Origin of the sequence: Marinihelvus fidelis (genome assembly GCF_008725655.1) — a bacterium.
Classification (GTDB): domain Bacteria; phylum Pseudomonadota; class Gammaproteobacteria; order Xanthomonadales; family SZUA-36; genus Marinihelvus; species Marinihelvus fidelis.
Genome location: NZ_VYXP01000010.1, coordinates 36,477 through 52,328 on the forward strand (window position 1 = coordinate 36,477; position 15,852 = coordinate 52,328).

The 15,852-nt window shown below is 67.5% G+C and carries 18 protein-coding genes; 6 read left to right on the plus strand and 12 right to left on the minus strand.

Annotated features, from left to right (window positions below; genetic code table 11):
• Positions 1–7 precede the first annotated feature (7 nt).
• Entirely contained in the window at positions 8–2,257 is a 2,250-nt protein-coding gene (locus F3N42_RS13855; protein WP_150865083.1) for an ABC transporter permease subunit, read from the minus strand.
• Positions 2,258–2,375: 118 nt separating this feature from the next.
• Here F3N42_RS13855 and F3N42_RS13860 point away from each other — a divergent pair, with 118 nt between their 5' ends.
• Both F3N42_RS13860 and F3N42_RS13865 read left to right on the plus strand, forming a co-directional pair.
• Positions 2,376–3,053, plus strand: a complete 678-nt coding sequence (locus F3N42_RS13860; protein WP_150865084.1) for a TIGR00153 family protein — start codon at positions 2,376–2,378, stop codon at positions 3,051–3,053.
• Positions 3,054–3,083: 30 nt separating this feature from the next.
• Entirely contained in the window at positions 3,084–4,337 is a 1,254-nt protein-coding gene (locus F3N42_RS13865; protein ID WP_150865085.1) for an inorganic phosphate transporter, read from the plus strand.
• A 54-nt stretch (positions 4,338–4,391) separates the two neighbouring features.
• Here the strand turns inward: F3N42_RS13865 and F3N42_RS13870 are convergent, their stop codons facing one another.
• From F3N42_RS13870 to F3N42_RS13885, 4 genes are read right to left on the minus strand one after another with little or no spacing between them, the layout of a single operon-like run.
• Positions 4,392–5,489 (minus strand): DUF4340 domain-containing protein, encoded by a 1,098-nt coding sequence (locus tag F3N42_RS13870; protein WP_150865086.1) that lies wholly within the window; start codon positions 5,487–5,489, stop codon positions 4,392–4,394.
• Complete coding sequence (locus F3N42_RS13875; protein WP_150865087.1) at positions 5,486–7,354, minus strand: Gldg family protein; 1,869 nt, start codon at positions 7,352–7,354, stop codon at positions 5,486–5,488. Before F3N42_RS13875 ends, F3N42_RS13870 begins: the two co-directional genes overlap by 4 nt.
• A complete protein-coding gene (locus tag F3N42_RS13880; RefSeq protein ID WP_150865088.1) occupies positions 7,351–8,085 on the minus strand; it encodes an ABC transporter permease subunit in 735 nt (244 codons plus the stop codon). Before F3N42_RS13880 ends, F3N42_RS13875 begins: the two co-directional genes overlap by 4 nt.
• Positions 8,085–8,996 carry an ABC transporter ATP-binding protein gene (locus F3N42_RS13885; protein WP_150865089.1) on the minus strand — a complete coding sequence of 304 codons (912 nt, stop codon included), beginning with the start codon at positions 8,994–8,996 and terminating at the stop codon, positions 8,085–8,087. Before F3N42_RS13885 ends, F3N42_RS13880 begins: the two co-directional genes overlap by 1 nt.
• Before the next feature lie 274 nt (positions 8,997–9,270).
• On the opposite strand from F3N42_RS13885, the gene F3N42_RS13890 reads away from it, so the two are divergent.
• From F3N42_RS13890 to F3N42_RS15670, 3 genes are all read left to right on the plus strand, one after another.
• Entirely contained in the window at positions 9,271–9,504 is a 234-nt protein-coding gene (locus tag F3N42_RS13890; RefSeq protein WP_150865090.1) for a hypothetical protein, read from the plus strand.
• A 104-nt stretch (positions 9,505–9,608) separates the two neighbouring features.
• Positions 9,609–9,848 (plus strand): hypothetical protein, encoded by a 240-nt coding sequence (locus F3N42_RS13895; RefSeq protein ID WP_150865091.1) that lies wholly within the window; start codon positions 9,609–9,611, stop codon positions 9,846–9,848.
• 200 nt (positions 9,849–10,048) lie between these two features.
• Entirely contained in the window at positions 10,049–10,204 is a 156-nt protein-coding gene (locus tag F3N42_RS15670) for a hypothetical protein (RefSeq protein WP_191621442.1), read from the plus strand.
• Positions 10,205–10,381: 177 nt separating this feature from the next.
• On the opposite strand, the gene F3N42_RS13900 is transcribed toward F3N42_RS15670, so the two are convergent.
• The gene (locus F3N42_RS13900; protein ID WP_150865092.1) at positions 10,382–11,023 is read right to left on the minus strand and encodes a response regulator; all 642 of its coding nucleotides are present in this window, start codon (positions 11,021–11,023) and stop codon (positions 10,382–10,384) included.
• A gap of 5 nt (positions 11,024–11,028) precedes the next feature.
• Positions 11,029–12,219: a sensor histidine kinase gene (locus tag F3N42_RS13905; RefSeq protein WP_224784944.1), complete on the minus strand. Its 1,191-nt coding sequence runs from the start codon at positions 12,217–12,219 to the stop codon at positions 11,029–11,031.
• A gap of 46 nt (positions 12,220–12,265) precedes the next feature.
• Here F3N42_RS13905 and F3N42_RS13910 point away from each other — a divergent pair, with 46 nt between their 5' ends.
• Positions 12,266–12,793: a hypothetical protein gene (locus F3N42_RS13910; protein ID WP_224784946.1), complete on the plus strand. Its 528-nt coding sequence runs from the start codon at positions 12,266–12,268 to the stop codon at positions 12,791–12,793.
• Positions 12,794–12,817: 24 nt separating this feature from the next.
• Here the strand turns inward: F3N42_RS13910 and F3N42_RS13915 are convergent, their stop codons facing one another.
• The 5 genes from F3N42_RS13915 to ftsB form a co-directional block, all read right to left on the minus strand.
• The gene (locus tag F3N42_RS13915) at positions 12,818–13,690 is read right to left on the minus strand and encodes a class I SAM-dependent methyltransferase (protein WP_150865095.1); all 873 of its coding nucleotides are present in this window, start codon (positions 13,688–13,690) and stop codon (positions 12,818–12,820) included.
• A gap of 65 nt (positions 13,691–13,755) precedes the next feature.
• Positions 13,756–14,304 (minus strand): hypothetical protein, encoded by a 549-nt coding sequence (locus F3N42_RS13920; protein ID WP_150865097.1) that lies wholly within the window; start codon positions 14,302–14,304, stop codon positions 13,756–13,758.
• Complete coding sequence (gene ispF / locus F3N42_RS13925) at positions 14,301–14,774, minus strand: 2-C-methyl-D-erythritol 2,4-cyclodiphosphate synthase (protein WP_150865139.1); 474 nt, start codon at positions 14,772–14,774, stop codon at positions 14,301–14,303. Before ispF ends, F3N42_RS13920 begins: the two co-directional genes overlap by 4 nt.
• A 2-nt stretch (positions 14,775–14,776) precedes the next feature.
• Positions 14,777–15,523, minus strand: coding sequence for a 2-C-methyl-D-erythritol 4-phosphate cytidylyltransferase (gene ispD / locus F3N42_RS13930; RefSeq protein ID WP_150865099.1), 747 nt, complete (start codon positions 15,521–15,523; stop codon positions 14,777–14,779).
• Positions 15,520–15,834 (minus strand): cell division protein FtsB, encoded by a 315-nt coding sequence (gene ftsB, locus F3N42_RS13935; protein WP_150865101.1) that lies wholly within the window; start codon positions 15,832–15,834, stop codon positions 15,520–15,522. The genes ispD and ftsB overlap by 4 nt, the downstream gene beginning before the upstream one ends.
• Positions 15,835–15,852 lie beyond the last annotated feature (18 nt).

A 15,852-nucleotide genomic window follows, 5' to 3' on the forward strand; every position in this document is an offset into this window, starting at 1 on the left:
GGCCACCTCAGAGCGAGCTGTACCGCGCGCGCAGGCGCTGGCGGACCAGCTCCGCGCCGGTATTGACGATGAAGGTGAACACGAACAGCACCAGCGCCGACAGGAACAGGATGCGGTAGTGGGTGCTGTGCACGGCCGACTCCGGCATCTCCACGGCGATGTTGGCGGCCAGCGTGCGCATGCCCTCGAACAGGTTCCAGTCCGTGATCGGCGTGTTGCCGGTGGCCATCAGCACAATCATGGTCTCGCCCACGGCGCGTCCGAAGCCGATCATCAGGCCGGAGAAAATGCCCGGGCTGGCGGTGGGCAGGACCACCTTGACCAGGGTCTGCCAGCGGGTCGCGCCCAGTGCCAGCGAGCCGTCGGACAGTGAGCGCGGCACCGCGAACAGCGCGTCTTCGGCAATCGAGAAGATCGTCGGCACCACGGCGAAGCCCATGGCGATGCCCACCACCAGCGCGTTGCGCTGGTCGTAGCTGACGCCGCCCTCCAGCGTCAGCCAGGTGCGCAGGTCGCCACCAAAGAACAGGTTCTGCAGCGGATCCGCCAGCCACAAGGCCAGCGCGCCCAGCACCAGCAACACCGGCAGCAGCACCAGCGGCTCCCAGCCCAGCGGCAGGGCCAGGCGCCGGCGCAGCCCGGCACGGTGCCAGCCCCAGGCCAGCGCCAGCACACCGGTGGGCAACACCACCGCGAGCGCGAACACGCCGGCCAGGTGGGCCTCCAGCCAGGGCGCCAGCCACAGGCCGGCCAGGAAGCCCAGGATGACCGTGGGCAGCGCCGCCATGATCTCGATCATCGGCTTGATGCGCCGGCGCAGCGCCGGGGCCATGAACACGGCGGTATAGGCGGCGCCCAGCAGCGCCAGCGGCACCGCGAACAGCATCGCGTAGATGGCCGCTTTCAGGGTGCCAAACACCAGCGGCACCAGGCTGAACTTGGGCTCGAAATCGTTGGTCGCCGCCGACGACTGCCAGGTATGGCGGGGGCCGGGGTAGTTCTCGTACCAGGTCTCCGACCACAGCGTCCCCATCGACACTTCCGGGTGCGGGTTGTCCAGCGTGGTCCAGCGCGCCACGCCGTTCGCGCCCAGGCTGAACACGCCATCCGCGCGCGGCGTCAGCGCCAGCACGGCCGGCGTGGCCTCGACCAGCGGCCGCCGCATCAGGGTGCGGTCCGATGTCGTGTAGTGCACGCCCAGTTCGCCGCCGGCATCCAGCGACAGGAAACCGCGGCGGCGATATTCCGGGTGGATATCAATGATGGCGTTATCGTGAGCGGCGAACTCGCGCACCACGGTCAGGCGCGCCGGGCCGGTGTCGTTCTCGCGCACCGGGAACGCCTGGCGGATCACCCCGCCAGCATCACCGGCCAGAAGCGATGTGCCGCCCAGCAGCATGCGCATGGCGGTGATCGCCCGCGTGCCGGGCCGGATGACACCGGATTCCTCCAGCCCGGGCAGGCTGAAGCGGTGAATGCCGCCGTTGCTGTCACCCACATAGGCCCAGCGCCGCTGCCCGTCCAGCGCCAGCGTGGTGGCCTCGAACGGCAGCTCAACTGACGCCGTGGTCGACTCCACCTGCGACTCGCCGGTCAGGAAGTTCTGCTGCAGGGATTGCTGATGGATATGCAGGTCACCACCCGACAGCGCCGCCAGCAGCAGCCCGTCGGGATGGTCGCGTGCCGCCAGCGCGGTCACCGCACCGGGCGCCAGCGCCAGCGGCGCCTCGCCGTGCGGAAACTCCAGCCGGCCGACGCTGCGGGCCGCCTCGACGCCATCGCTGAAATCCATCATGAAGCGGTAGCGCGCCACCACCGCGCGGCCATCAGCGAAGGCCACGGCAAAGGTGCCCGGCGATTCCAGGTCTTCGGCGGCGGCGGTGGCACGGCCCGCGTCGCTGGCCAGCGGCGTGCGGCCCAGGCGCTCGAAACCGGGCAGAGAGAAAAACGTGGCCGCGCCACCGACGCCTACCCGCAGGCCGGCCTGGCCGCGCTCGTCCAGCACCAGCAGGCGGGTATCGGCGGCACGCCAGTCAGGGCCCGACTCCAGCGTGACGGTGTCCTCGTCAGCACCGGAAAACAGCGGCGCCGTCTCCCAGGCCAGGTACAGCAGGATGGCCACCATGGACGCGAATACGGCCAGGCCGCCGCCGGTAATCACCCAGCGCGCCACCCGGTCCTTGCGACCGCGCCAGAGTTGGTATCGGGGGTCCCGCGCGCGGGCACGGCCTTTCCCCGCGGCTGGTGAATCAATCATCCGGGCATGGTATGCGTGAAATATGACAACTTTGTAACAACCCTGTAACAGTTCCGGTCAAAACTGCTACGCTATTGTCCGCTTCATTTTCGAGCGTTCCCACTAGGATACAGAACCCATGGTCGGCGGTTACCTCAGCGGCATCTTTGCATCTTCCCCCATCGGACCCCTGCAGACGCACATGAAACAGGTGGTCAAGTGCGTGCACGAACTGATCCCGTTCCTGGACGCGGTCACCGAGGGTGACCGGGAAGCGCGTGACGCCAGCCATAAGCTTATCGTGGAACACGAACATAAGGCGGATGATCTCAAGAAAGAGCTGCGCCTGCAGTTGCCGACCAGCCTGTTCATGCCCATCGACCGGCGTGACATGCTGGAAATCCTGTCCATGCAGGACGGCGTGGCCAGCCGCGTTCGCGACGTCGCCGGCATTATCGCCGGGCGCGACATGAAAATCCCCAAGTCGATGGTGCGTGACTACCGCAAGCTGGTGAAAACCTGCATCAAGACCTGCGAGCAGGCGCTGTCGGCCATCAGCGAACTCGATGAACTCATCGAAACCGGCTTCGACAACGCCGAGCGCATGCGTATTTCCAACATGCTGGTGGAGCTGGACGCGATGGAGCACGAGACCGACGTCATGGTCTCCGACCTGTGCGACCAGCTCATGGCCATCGAAGACAAACTGAACCCGATCGACGCGATCTTCCTGTATCGCGTCCTGGACAAGACCGGCGCCATTGCCGACCGCGCTCAGCAGGTCGGCAGCCGATTGCAGCTGACCCTGGCGCGCTAGTCGCGACAGCAACGAGGAGTTAGAAGAACAATGGACCACGCCACGATCTACCTGGTGCTGGCAGCCGCGTTCGGCCTGTTCATGGCCTGGGGTATCGGCGCCAACGACGTCGCCAACGCCATGGCCACCTCGGTCGGCGCCAAGGCGCTGACCATCAAGCAGGCCATTATCGTGGCCGCCATCTTCGAGTTTGCCGGCGCCTTCCTGGCCGGCGGGCAGGTCACGGCGACCATTCGCAAGGGCATCGTCGATTCCGAGCAGCTCTCCGGCAACCCGGAATACCTGGTCTTCGGCATGCTCTCGGCCCTGCTGGCCGCGGGTATCTGGCTGGCGATTGCCTCGCGGCGCGGCTGGCCGGTGTCCACCACGCACTCCATCGTCGGCGCCATCGTCGGTTTCGCCATCGCCGGCATCGGCATGGAAGCCGTCAAGTGGGGACAGGTGTCCTCGATCGCGGCCTCCTGGGTGGTGTCGCCGCTGGTCTCCGGCTTTATCGCCTTCCTGATTTTCCTCAGCGTGCAGAAACTGATCCTGCGCACCGATAACCCGATCGCCAACGCCCGCCGCTACGTGCCGATGTACATCTTCTTCGTCGGCTTCATCCTGTCTCTGGTCACGCTGTTCAAGGGCCTGAAGCACATCAACCTGGACCTGAGCGTGGCGCAGTCCTACGCCATCGCCGTGGGTTGTGGCCTGGTGACGATGGCCATCGGCATCGTGCTGATCGGCCGCCTGAAGATCAAGAAGAAGGCCGACAAGGATTTCCGCTTTACCAACGTCGAGAAGATTTTCGGTGTGCTGATGATCTTCACGGCCTGTGGCATGGCTTTCGCCCACGGCTCCAACGATGTCGCCAACGCCATTGGCCCTGTGGCGGCCATTGTCAGCGTGGTGGCCTCCGGCGAGGTCAGCCAGAGCGCGGCGCTGCCCACCTGGGTGCTGCTGCTGGGCGCGCTGGGTATCGTTTTCGGCCTGGCCACTTACGGCTTCAAGGTGATCCGAACCGTCGGCCAGCGCATTACCGAACTGACGCCGTCACGCGGCTTCGCCGCCGAACTGGCGGCGGCTACTACCGTGGTGATTGCTTCGGGCACCGGCATCCCCATTTCCACCACCCACACGCTGGTGGGCGCGGTGCTGGGCGTGGGCTTCGCCCGCGGCATGGAGGCCATCAACCTGCGGGTGGTGGGCAACATCTTCCTGTCGTGGATCGTCACCCTGCCGGCCGGCGCCATCCTGGCGGTGTTCTTCTTCTACACGCTCAAGGGCATGTTCACGCCCTGAGGCTTCAACACCTGGTGGTTCACCCCCTGGCGGTGTGAACCCTGACGGCCGGCCCTAGGGCTGGCCGTTGTCGTTTTCGGCCTCGGCCAGCGGCTTGAGCAGGTCGTCCAGCTGCTGGTCCAGGGCATCCGCCTTGAAAGACGAAATCCGGTAGGCCCAGCCGTCGGTGCGCTCGCGGATGCGGGCGGCGGCTTCGTCGGCCGTGACCACGTCGGCGGGCTCTGCCGGGTCGTCATCCGCCGCTGGCTCGTCACCGACCTGGGTCTCGAACGGCGCGGACGCGGCCACGCGCACCCAGGCGCCATCGTCTTCGCGAACCAGGTCCAGGTTGACCTGCAGGCCAGAGAAGGTCAGCGCGCGCACCTGGGTGGCGCCTTCCCAGTCGAACCCGTCCTGCGGACGCACGTCTTCGAACACCAGCCCGGCCAGCGCGCCGCCCAGCGAGTTCATCGCCCAGGTAGATTTGAGTTCGCGGCCTTCCGGCAGGCCACCCTCGAGGATGAAGTCGGTGTCGTCCGCCGAAGTCTTCCAGACCCGCAGGGTCTCGCCACCGGCGGGGGTCACGCGAACGTCGGCCACTTCGGCGGCCGCCAGGTCGATGACCGCGGTATCGGCCCAGCCGATGGGCGTGCGCGGCACGTCGACATCGAAATCGGCCAGCACGCTGGCGACCTGGCCCAGGGGCCTCAGGTAGCGCCCCTCGCGGCCGGCAGCCGCGTTGCCAACAATCACGCCCAGGGGCTCGCCGTCCGCAAACGCCAGCGTCAGCAGCACTCCGGCGGCATCTTCGCCATCGACATCCTCCACGCCCAGGCGGTCGTAATAGTCCGGGTTATCGGTTTTCGGCTCGATCACCGTGGCCTGAGCCAGCCCGGCCAGCGTGTCGCGCACCCGGGCCCAGTCGGCCGGGTAACCCTGCAGCTCGGCAATCGTCCAGCGGTCACCCTGGCGCGCCAGGCTGGCGACTGTCTCGTCGCCGGCCACGGTCACGCGCAGCGACTGCGTGTCGTTGACGCGCGCCGCCAGGGCCGGCAGGACGGCGCCTTCCGCCCCGCCCGCATTGCCGCCGCGATCGCCGGACGACAACAGCGCCACGGCGCCTGCCACCACGGCCAGCGCGATGGCCAGCCCAACCAGTGTCTTCGTGCTCATGCCGAACCCTCCTGGCGCCGACGCCGTCGCAGGTGCCCGATCCACAGGGCGATACCGATAACCACCACCGGCACGACGACGATGTTGATGACCTTCAGCCGCGTTCCCAGCGCGTCGATATCGCGATCCAGGTTGTGCTGCACCGCGCGCAGGTCACGGCGGATCTGGATGCGCTGGTCCATGAAACGCTGGATCTCGTCCGACTGCGCCTGATTCAGCACGCCCAGGTCGTCACCGCTACGCTGCGACTGCATCTCCGTCAGCTTGCGCTCGGTCTCGGCCAGCTCGGCATTCAGGCGTTCCTCGGTCTCGCGGTACTGGTTCTCGGCCTGCAGGCGCAGGCGCTCGACCCGGTCGAACGGCCGCGCCGAGGTGCTGCGCGCACGAATGCTGATCAGGTCGCTGGAGCCCAGCAGGTTGTCGACCGCGTTCACCGCCAGCGTGCCGTTATCGGCGAAAGCGCTGGTGACGGACTGGCCGAAGAAGTTCTGCCGGCTCACCCACAGGCGGTCGCTGAGCATGTCGGTATCGGCGAACAGGATGACGTTGATGCCCTCGTCAACGGCCTGGCCGCGATGTGTCTGCCCGGCTGACCCGCCCGGCGCCGCCTCGAACGCCGAGGCCGCCGGTCCGGTCACCCGCGCCGCCAGCGTGTAGCGATCGCCGGTAGAGACGAATCCGCTGGCCAATTCGGAGGGGTCGGCCAGGAAACGCAGCCGGCTGGCATCCAGCGGTGCGGCGGTATCGCTGCTGCGCACCAGCGGCACCAGCGTGGTGGTCGCGCCCTCGGCGGCCTCGAACCAGCCCGTGGACGCCAGGTTCACGGCCTCCAGGTCGGCGCTGACGATGTCGCCGCCATCCAGCCCGTCGGCCGGCACCGACAGGATCGCCAGGTGCCGGGCCGCCTGGCCCATGCCGGTGCTCACCTGCAGGGCGTAAAGCGGGTCGCCCACCACGCGCGTGGTCTCGAAGCTTACGCCCCAGGCATCAAACAGCTCGCCCAGCGTCGACGAACCACCGGCGTTCATTCGCGCCATCGGGTCGTTCGGGTCGCCGCTCAGGTCGGCCTCGGCGAAGGGGTCGACGAAGGCCACCAGCCGGCCGCCGCCCAGCACGAACTGGTCGATGGCGTAGCGCATATCGTCCGACAGGTCCTTCGGGTGCACCACCATCAGCAGGTCAATGCCCTCCGGCAGCGCGTCGGCGCCGCTGTCGATGGTCTCGACCTCGAACAGCTGCTCCAGCTGCTCGTGGATCACCCAGGCCGGGCGCGCCTGGCGCGTCTCCATGTCGAAACCCGGCCCCATGTCCAGGCCGCTGAGCAGGCCCACGGTCAGCGGTTCGGGCTTCGACAGCGTGGTGATCATCTTGATCACGTCGTACTCGAAGAACGCCTGCTTGCCGGGCTGCAGGAACGGCATCGCCTGCACGTCATCCAGCGTGTTGGTGCCGGCGATCCCCAGGTACAGCGAATCCCCGCCGGTCCCCACCGGCAGCGCCTGCAGGCCAAAGGCCGCGGCCTCGTCCTCCTCGGGTGAAAACGGCTCCGGATTCACGCGGCGCACGGTCAGCTTGCCGCCGGCGCGGTCCTCCATGTCGTCCAGCATCTCGCCCACCCAGCGCGCGTAGTCGCGAATCTGCGGCAGTTCGCGGCTGGCGTCCTCGGAGAAGAAGTAATACAGCGTAACCGGCTCCTCGAGCTGGCCCAGCAGGTTGATCGTGCCGTCGCTGAGCGTGTACTGGCCGTTCTCGGTCAGGTCCACGCGGCAGCCCTTGAGCAGCCCCCCGGAGAGAATGACCAGGCCGATGAACAGCCCCGCCAGCAGCGCCAGTGAGCCGGTTGAATTCCACAGTTTCCGGTTCATTCGCCTTTCCTCATGTCCAGGACGATGATGTTGGCCAGCAGCCAGAAGCCGATGACCAGGGCGAAGTAGACCAGGTCCCGCAGGTCGATCACGCCCTTCGAAATATCGACGTAGTGGGCCAGGAAGCTGAGCCCCGCGATGGCGTCCAGCAGCACCTGCGGCGCCCAGCCGTTGAACAGGTCCATGACCATGGGCAGGCCGCTCAGCAGGAACACGAAACAGGCCACCACGCTGAGGATGAACGCCACCACCTGGTTGCGCGTCAGCGCCGACATGCACGAGCCGATCGCCAGCATGCCGCCCGCCATCAGCCAGCTGCCGATGTAGGCCGCCAGGATCACGCCGTTGTCGGGGTCACCCAGGTAGTTGACGGTCAGCCAGATGGGCACGGTCAGGTCCAGGCAGATGCCCAGGAACACCCACGCCGCCAGGAACTTGCCCAGCACCGCCTGCGGCAGTGAAATCGGCAGCGTCAGCAGCAGTTCGATCGTGCCCGAACGCCGTTCCTCGGCCCACAGGCGCATGGCAATCGCCGGCACAAGGAACAGGTACAGCCACGGGTGGAAGCGGAAAAACGGGTCCAGGTCGGCCACGCCGCGCTCGTAGAATCCGCCCAGGTAGAACGTGAACACGCCGGTCATGACCAGGAAGATGACGATAAATACCCAGGCCACCGGGGTGGCGAAATAACCGGCCAGTTCGCGCCGGAATACGGTCCAGATTGCGCTCATCAGTCCGCCTCCCCGTGGGTAATCTCGCGGAACACCTCGTCGAAACGGCCCGCCTCCAGGCGCAGCTCGGCAACATTCCAGCCCCGCTCGGCAATCACCCGCGACACCGCCGGCAGCAGCCCTTCGGCGGCGGGAAACACGGTCAGCTCGGCGCCGCGAATCTCCGCCTTGCGCACCTCCGGCAGTTCGCTGAGCACGCTGGCCGCCTGCTTCGGCGACTCCAGCACCAGGGTCACGGCATTGTGGTAGCGCGAGCGCGCCACCATGCCCGCCGGCGTGTCGTCGGCCATCAGCCGGCCATGGGCGATGACCATGACGCGGTTACAGACCGCCTCGACCTCTTCCAGGATATGCGTGGAGATGACGATGATCTTGTCGCTGGCCATGTCCTCGATCAGCCGTCGCACCTCGTGCTTCTGGTTCGGGTCCAGGCCGTCGGTGGGCTCGTCCAGGATCAGCACCTGCGGGTCATGCAAAATGGCCTGCGCCAGGCCGACGCGGCGCTTGAAGCCCTTCGACAGGGTCTCGATGGACTGGTGCAGCACGCCGCCGAGAGACAGCCGTTCGACGGCCGCGCCACGCGCATGGGCCGGGTTATCCAGCCCCCGGGCCCGGCCGACGAAATCGAGAAACGCACCCACGGTCATTTCGCCGTAGCTGGGCGCGCCTTCGGGCAGGTAGCCCATGGCCCGCCGCGCCGCCAGCGAATCGCTGACGATGTCATGGCCGTTCACACGGGCCGTGCCGGCGGTGGGGGCCAAAAAGCCCGTGAGCATCTTCATGGTGGTGGACTTGCCGGCCCCGTTGGGGCCGAGAAAACCGAGCACCTGGCCCGGCTCGACGGTAAACGACAGGTCGTCAACCGCCGTGAATCCACCATATTCCTTGCGCAGGTTGATCGCTTCGATCATCGCTGGGTGGTCCTTTTTTGCTGTTGGTTTCGAGCGTTCGCCACGTATTCTACCGGCCGGGTCACGGCAGGACCGGCCGGACAGCGCGATATTTTGGAATCCTCACAGAAAATTTCAAGCACCCCGGCCGCGCCAGTGGTTAATGACCCTGTCCGGGCCCCGCGGTTCCCTGCCCTTTGCCGCCCCGCCCACACACCCGTGTGACTTGTCACACTGGCGTGCCAGGCTGCAAAACCGCATGATCAATCATCGAACAACAAGGGAGGGAACACCCATGGGCTTCTGGACTGCCATCGTCGCACTCGCCGCCATCGGCATGATCGGCCTGGTGCTGATCGCGCGCGCCACCAGCCGCCAGGACAACGGCGCCGACGAGCGCCTGGCCGCACTGGAAGACCGCTTCGAACGCCTCGACGCCGACATCCGCCACCGCGTGGAGGTCCTCGAGCGCATCATCACCGACGGCAAGGCCGGCCTGAAGCGCCAGTTCGACGACCTGGAGCGCTGAAACCGGCCCCTTGCCGTTCGTCACCGGGGCATGACTTGTTGCACTTACACCCGGCGGCATAATTCCGCAGGCTGGGGGCGCATGATCAGTGGAGGGAATGCACCATGAGTTTCTGGACAGCCATCGTCGCCATCGTCGCCATCTGCACGATTGGCGAAGCCATCCGTTCACGCCGTGATTCGAAGCATGACGCCGCGGCCGATGAAAAGCTGGACGAAATCTCCAGCAAGCTCGACCGCCTCGACGGCGACCTGCGCGCCCGCGTGGAAGTCCTCGAGCGCATCGTCACGGACCGCAAGGACGACCTCAAATCGCGGTTTGACGACCTTCGTCGCGCTTCTTGACCGTGTCGCGTGACCGGGGTGGCCTGTTGGGCTATCGCCGGACACGCTGTGGATACATCCTTGTACGCTTATCGGCGCCATCCATGGCGCCGATAGTCCGGCGCTAGCCCAACAGGCCACCCTGGCCATCGGAACGGAGACGTGTTGTGAAGGCAGGTACGAAGGGGTTTCTGGGTGGGTTGGTGGTTGGTGCGGGGGTGATGCTTGTGGGGGCCGTGTATTCGGTCAACACCGTCAGCCGCATGCACTACACGCTGGACGCGGTGAGCGCCAACGCGGGTTATTTTGCCAGCGTCCAGGCCGGCATCGACCACGCACGTGAACAACGCACCAAACGCCAGGCCGCGGCCCGGTGACGCGTGACGCGTGACACGTGACACGTGACACGTGACACGTGACACGACAAGGCTCCAGCCCCCGACCACCCACGTCAACTCCTTTCGCGCCCTTCGCGAAATTTGCGTAATCTGCGGTAAAAACCTAGTGGAACCCTAGCCCCACCCCAGGCCCACGCCCCAACGCCAGCGCCCCCTTCAGACGAACCCCAACTCAAACGCCTTCAACACCGCCCGGGTACGATCCCTCACCCCCAGCTTGGACAGGATGTTGGACACGTGATTTTTCACCGTCCCTTCCGCCACGCCCAGCGAGTTGGCGATCTCCTTGTTTGAATAGCCGCCGGCCATCAGCCGCAGGATCTCGGTCTCGCGATCGGTGAGCGGGTCCGGGCGGTCGAGGGCGGAGAAATCGGTCTGCATGTTTTCCAGCCCCTTGAGCAGGCGCTGGGTGACGGCCGGTTTGACGATGGAGCCGCCCTGGGAGACGGTGCGGATGGCGTCGACCAGTTCGGCCAGGGACACGTCTTTGAGCAGGAAGCCCTTGGCGCCGTTCTGGATGCCGGCCAGCACCAGTTCGTCGTCGTCGAAGGTGGTCAGGATGATGGTGGGCGGCAGTGTGCCGGCCTCGTTGAGCGTGCGCAGCACGTCGACGCCGGACAGGCCCGGCATGCGCATGTCCAGCAGCACCACGTCGGGGCCGATCTCCGGGATCATGCGGATGGCCTCCTTGCCGTCGGGGGCCTCGGCGATCACCTCGATCTCCTCGGACAGTTCCAGCAGGCTGCGGACGCCCTTGCGCACCAGGTTCTGGTCGTCGACCAGCATGACCTTGATCATTGTTGTTATCCCTCCATGGGCAACCAGGCGTGCAGTGTGAAGCCCGCACCCCGTGCCGATTCGATTTCAAGTTTACCGCCCAGCGCCAGCAGGCGCTCGGACATGCCTTTCAGGCCGTTGCCGCGCTCCAGCCGCGAGGTGCCGCGGCCGTCGTCGCGGGCGCTCATCGCCAGGCCGTCGCTGGACGTGGACAGGCGGATCCACAGGTTGCGGGCGCGGGCGTGGCGGACGCTGTTGGTGATGATTTCCTGCACGCAACGCAGCAGCACCTGGGCGCGCTGCGGGTCCACCTGCACGGTCGACGACGGCAGGTCCAGGTGGATGCGTGGCTTGGGCACGCCCTCGACCAGGGTGCGCAGTGCGTCAGCCAGGTCGACCTGGTCGGACTGGCGCATGTCGCTGACCACTTCGCGGACGTCGGCCAGCAGCAGCTTGGCCAGCGAATGGGCCTGCTGTACGTGTTCCAGGGCCTTGCCCTCGACCAGGTGGGTGACCACCTCCAGGTTCAGGGTCAGCGCGGTCAGGTGATGGCCCACCAGGTCGTGCAGCTCGCGCGAGATGCGCACGCGCTCGGCGATGCGGGTGTTCTGCGCCAGCAGCGCCTGGGTGGCCATCAGCTCGTGGTTGACCTTGCGCAGTTCGTCGCGGGACTGGCCCTGGCGCACCGAGGCGACCGAGCCGATAAAAATGAACAGTGACACGGCCAAAAAGACGGCCGCGTTGATGGCGGCATCGGCGAACGGCAGCTGCGGCATCAGTGCCAGCACCCAGGCCAGCACCACGTTCTGGCCCACCAGCCAGATGGCCGCAGGCACCGGCGCCAGCAGCCAGGGCAGCAGGCCCGCCACCACCAGCAGCATGACGCCGCCGATGGACGTGACGCTGATCCAGCTGGCGCCGAAGGCCAGCGCCGTGAGTGTCACCAGGCAGGCCAGGCGCATGGGCAGCGCGGGCCGTGCCGGCAGCTGGCGCAGGTAGCGCCAGTACACACCGCCAAAGACCAGGTACATCGCCCACCAGGCCAGGTAGTGACTGAGTGGCAGCGGGTCCTCGTACAGCAGGCCGGGCATCAGCAGCGGCATGCCGGCGCAGAACCAGATAAACAGCCCGGCGTAGCGGAGCAGTTCGATGGGGCGGTGTTCTCGCTTGAAAAACGACATGGAGCGGCGTGGCTGGCCTTGCGCGAGCGGGTTCACCGCGCATAATAGCCCAGTCCCCGCCCCGGTCCACCTGCGAATGGTCATGATTCCTACACCCGCACCTGCGGACACCGCCAACGGCGATGATGTCCTGCGCCTGGCCGACGCCGACAACGCGGCGCTGGCGGCGCTGCTGGCGCGCTACGGCCTGGCGCTGGAGCGGGTGGCGGCGGATGCCGACATCCCGGGCAGTTTCTGGGGCGACGAGGAAGCCGGCCTGGTCGGCGCACGGCTGCTGGCGCGACCGGACACGCCGGTGCACTCGGTGCTGCACGAGAGCGGCCACTTCGTCTGCATGGACGGCGCCCGTCGTGACGGCCTGGATACCGACGCCGGCGGCGACTACGACGAGGAAAACGCCGTCTGCTACCTGCAAATCCTGCTGGCCGGCGAACTGGCGGACATGGGCCGGGCGCGCATGTTCCGCGACATGGACGCCTGGGGCTACAGTTTCCGCCTGGGTTCGGCCCGGGCCTGGTTCGAAAACGACGCCGAGGACGCCCGCGAATGGCTGCGCCGCCATCGGCTGGTCAACGACGACGACACCCCGAGCTGGCGACTGCGGCCCTGAACGGGCCGCCGCCGCTCGCTCACCTTACTCCGGCTTACGGAATTTCAGCGTCATGCGGTTGGACTCGCCAATCGCCTGCATGGCCGCGCGTGCCTCCGGGTCTTCGCCGGTGCCGTTGAATGACGGTGGCAGGCGCCAGACGATATCCGTCTCGCCGGGCTGGTCGGCCGGGTTCTGGTTGATGTCCGATTCGGCGACGAACTCAAAGCCGGCCTGCTCGAACAGGGCGATGACATCGGCCTTCTTCAGGTAGCCGTGGCTGCCATCGGCGAATTCGTCCGAGCGCTCGGGCCTCGCCTCGTGCTGGACCACGCCGACGATGCCGCCGGGCTTGAGCACGGCCAGGGTGTCGGCCAGCGCCGCATCCAGGAAGCCGCCCTGGTCCTGGAAGCGCTGCATGTTGTGCAGCGCACGGATCATCAGCACGGCATCGGCGCTGCCGGCCATGTCATCGGGCAGGCTGCCCAGTTCGAAGGCCTGGACCGCGGCACCGTCATCGACCCAGTCCCCGGCCTCTTCCGGCCAGTCATCGACCCAGGTCGACATGGTGGCAATGAAGGCGTCATCGAAAAAGCCGAACAGCGGCCAGATATCCTGGTCGTAATTGGCACCCACCAGCGTGCCGTCGGGGCCCAGGTAGGGCACCAGGATCTTGCTGTACCAGCCGCCGCCGGGCAATGCCTCGACCACGGTCATGCCGGGCTCAATGCCAAAGAACGCCAGCGTTTCCGCCGGGTGGCGATAGACATAGCGCGCCTGCACGTCCTCGGGCTGGGCCGCCAGCACCGTATCCAGCCGGTCATTGCCGGCCCATGCCGCGTTGGCGGACAGCATGACGATGGCACCGGCGAACGCCGGCAGTACCCGGTTTCGGGCAGAAGCAAAAAACCTGTTCATGAACGCACCTCGTTTCCTGTCAACCGCCGGCGCCGCGCGCCGGTGTTCCCAGTATAGGTGCTGCGTCAGGGGTTGGTGGACGGGTCCGTGGCCGAGTCGGTGGCCGGGTCGTTGGGCGGGTCCGTGGCCGGCTCCGTAGCCGGCGGCGCTTTGTCCGGCTCGGTGGCCGGTTCGATGGCTGGCGCAGCGGCCGGCGGCGTGGTGGCCTGGCCGCGGACGAACCAGCCCAGCTGCCAGCCGGCGATTGCGGCGGCGGCCGCGGCCAGCAGCGCGGCCAGCACCCAGGGCCAGGGCGAGCGGCGCGGGCGCACCGCGTCTTCAGTCAGCACGCGGTCGGGCCGCAGGCCGGGGGCCTGGACCATGAAGCGGCAGGTGGCCACGCGGATCTCGTCACCGCCTACCAGCTGGGCGCTGTCGACGGTCTCGCCGTTGACCTGTACCTCGGCATCGCCATGCCGCGCCAGCGTGATGCGGCCGTCGGCAAAGCTGATCTCGGCGGCCAGTTCGCCCACCGGCGGAATGCCGCCGTTGACACCGATGCGTACCGGCTCGTCCAGGTCGAACTTGCGATTGATCACCGCGCCTGCGGTGCCCTTGAGTCGGTACAGGCTCATGTCCTCTCCATCAGCACGATGGCCGTGGCCGCGATGCCTTCGCCGCGGCCGCAGAATCCCAGTGTTTCGGTGGTTGTGGCCTTGACCGATACGGCGTCGGTGTCCAGCCCCAGGTCAGTGGCGATGTGGCCACGCATGGCCGCCACATGCGGGCCCACGCGCGGGGCCTCGCAGACCACGGTCAGGTCGGCGTTGACGGCGCGCCAGCCGCGCTCCGCGGCCATGGCGGCCACGGCGCGCAGCAGGTCGCGGCTGTCGGCATCGGCCCAGCGCTCGTCGGACGGCGGAAAGTGTTTGCCGATATCGCCCAGCGCCAGCGCACCCAGCACCGCGTCGCAGAGCGCGTGCAGCACCACGTCGCCGTCGGAATGCGCCGCCAGGCCGCGGTCGTGCGGCACGCGCACGCCGCCCAGCATCACGTGATCGCCGTCGCAGAACGCGTGCACGTCCAGGCCCTGGCCAACGCGCAGGCTCACGTGTCGCTCCCGTTGCCCGCTGATTCGCCGTCGGCGTCGGCGCCGGCGCCGAGCCAGGCGCGAACCGCCAGCAGGTCTTCTGGCCAGGTGACCTTCAGGTTCATACCCGAGCCCATGACCAGCCGCGGCCGGGCGCCGGCGCGTTCCATGGCCTGGGCCTCGTCGGTGGGGGTCTCGCCGGCGTCCAGCTGCGCCTGCAGCGCGTCGAGCAGGCCCTGCACGGGGAACAGCTGCGGCGTCTGCGCCGCCCACAGGTCCTCGCGGTCGACGGTGGCGGCCACGCAGCCATCGGCGTCGGCGCGCTTCAGGGTGTCGCGGATGGGCAACGCCAGCAAAGCGCCGTCCGGTGAGGACAGGCCGGCTTCCAGCAGTCGGTCAATTGCGGCATGGTCGAGCCCGGGGCGGGCAGCGTCGTGCACCAGCACCCACTCGGCATCATGCTGGTCGCGGATGTAGGCCAGGCCGTTGAGCACGGACTCGGCGCGGGTCGCGCCGCCGGCGACTACGCCGATGGTGGGGTCGGCGCCCAGCGCCAGGCCGACGAAGTAATCGTCATCCGGGGCCAGCGTCACGGTCACGCCCTCGACGGCCGGGTGCGAGGCGAGCACGCCCACGGCATGCTCGATCACGGCCTTGCCGGCCACGGCCAGGTACTGCTTGGGCACCTCGGCGCCGAAGCGCGAGCCGGCACCGGCGGCCGGCACCAGGGCATGTACCCGGGGCTTGCCCGATGCCGCGCTCACGCGCCGCCCTCCTCGTCGACCCGGCGCGGCGCGGCGCTGCCTTCCGGCACCACCTGGTAGAAGGTCTCGCCGTCACGGATCAGGCCCAGCTCGCTGCGCGCCCGTTCCTCGATGGCATCCAGGCGCTCGCGCAGGTCATCGACCTCGGCGCGCAGTTCGCGGTTGCGGTTCAGCAACATCTCGTTTTCGGCTTCCTGGGTGGCCACGCGCTCCTCAAGGCTGGCGATGTCACGGTAGCCGCCATCGCCAAACCAGAGCTTGAACTGCAGCAATGCCAGCAGCAACACGAGGACGATGATCAGAACGCGCATCCCGCCCTCCCTGTGCCC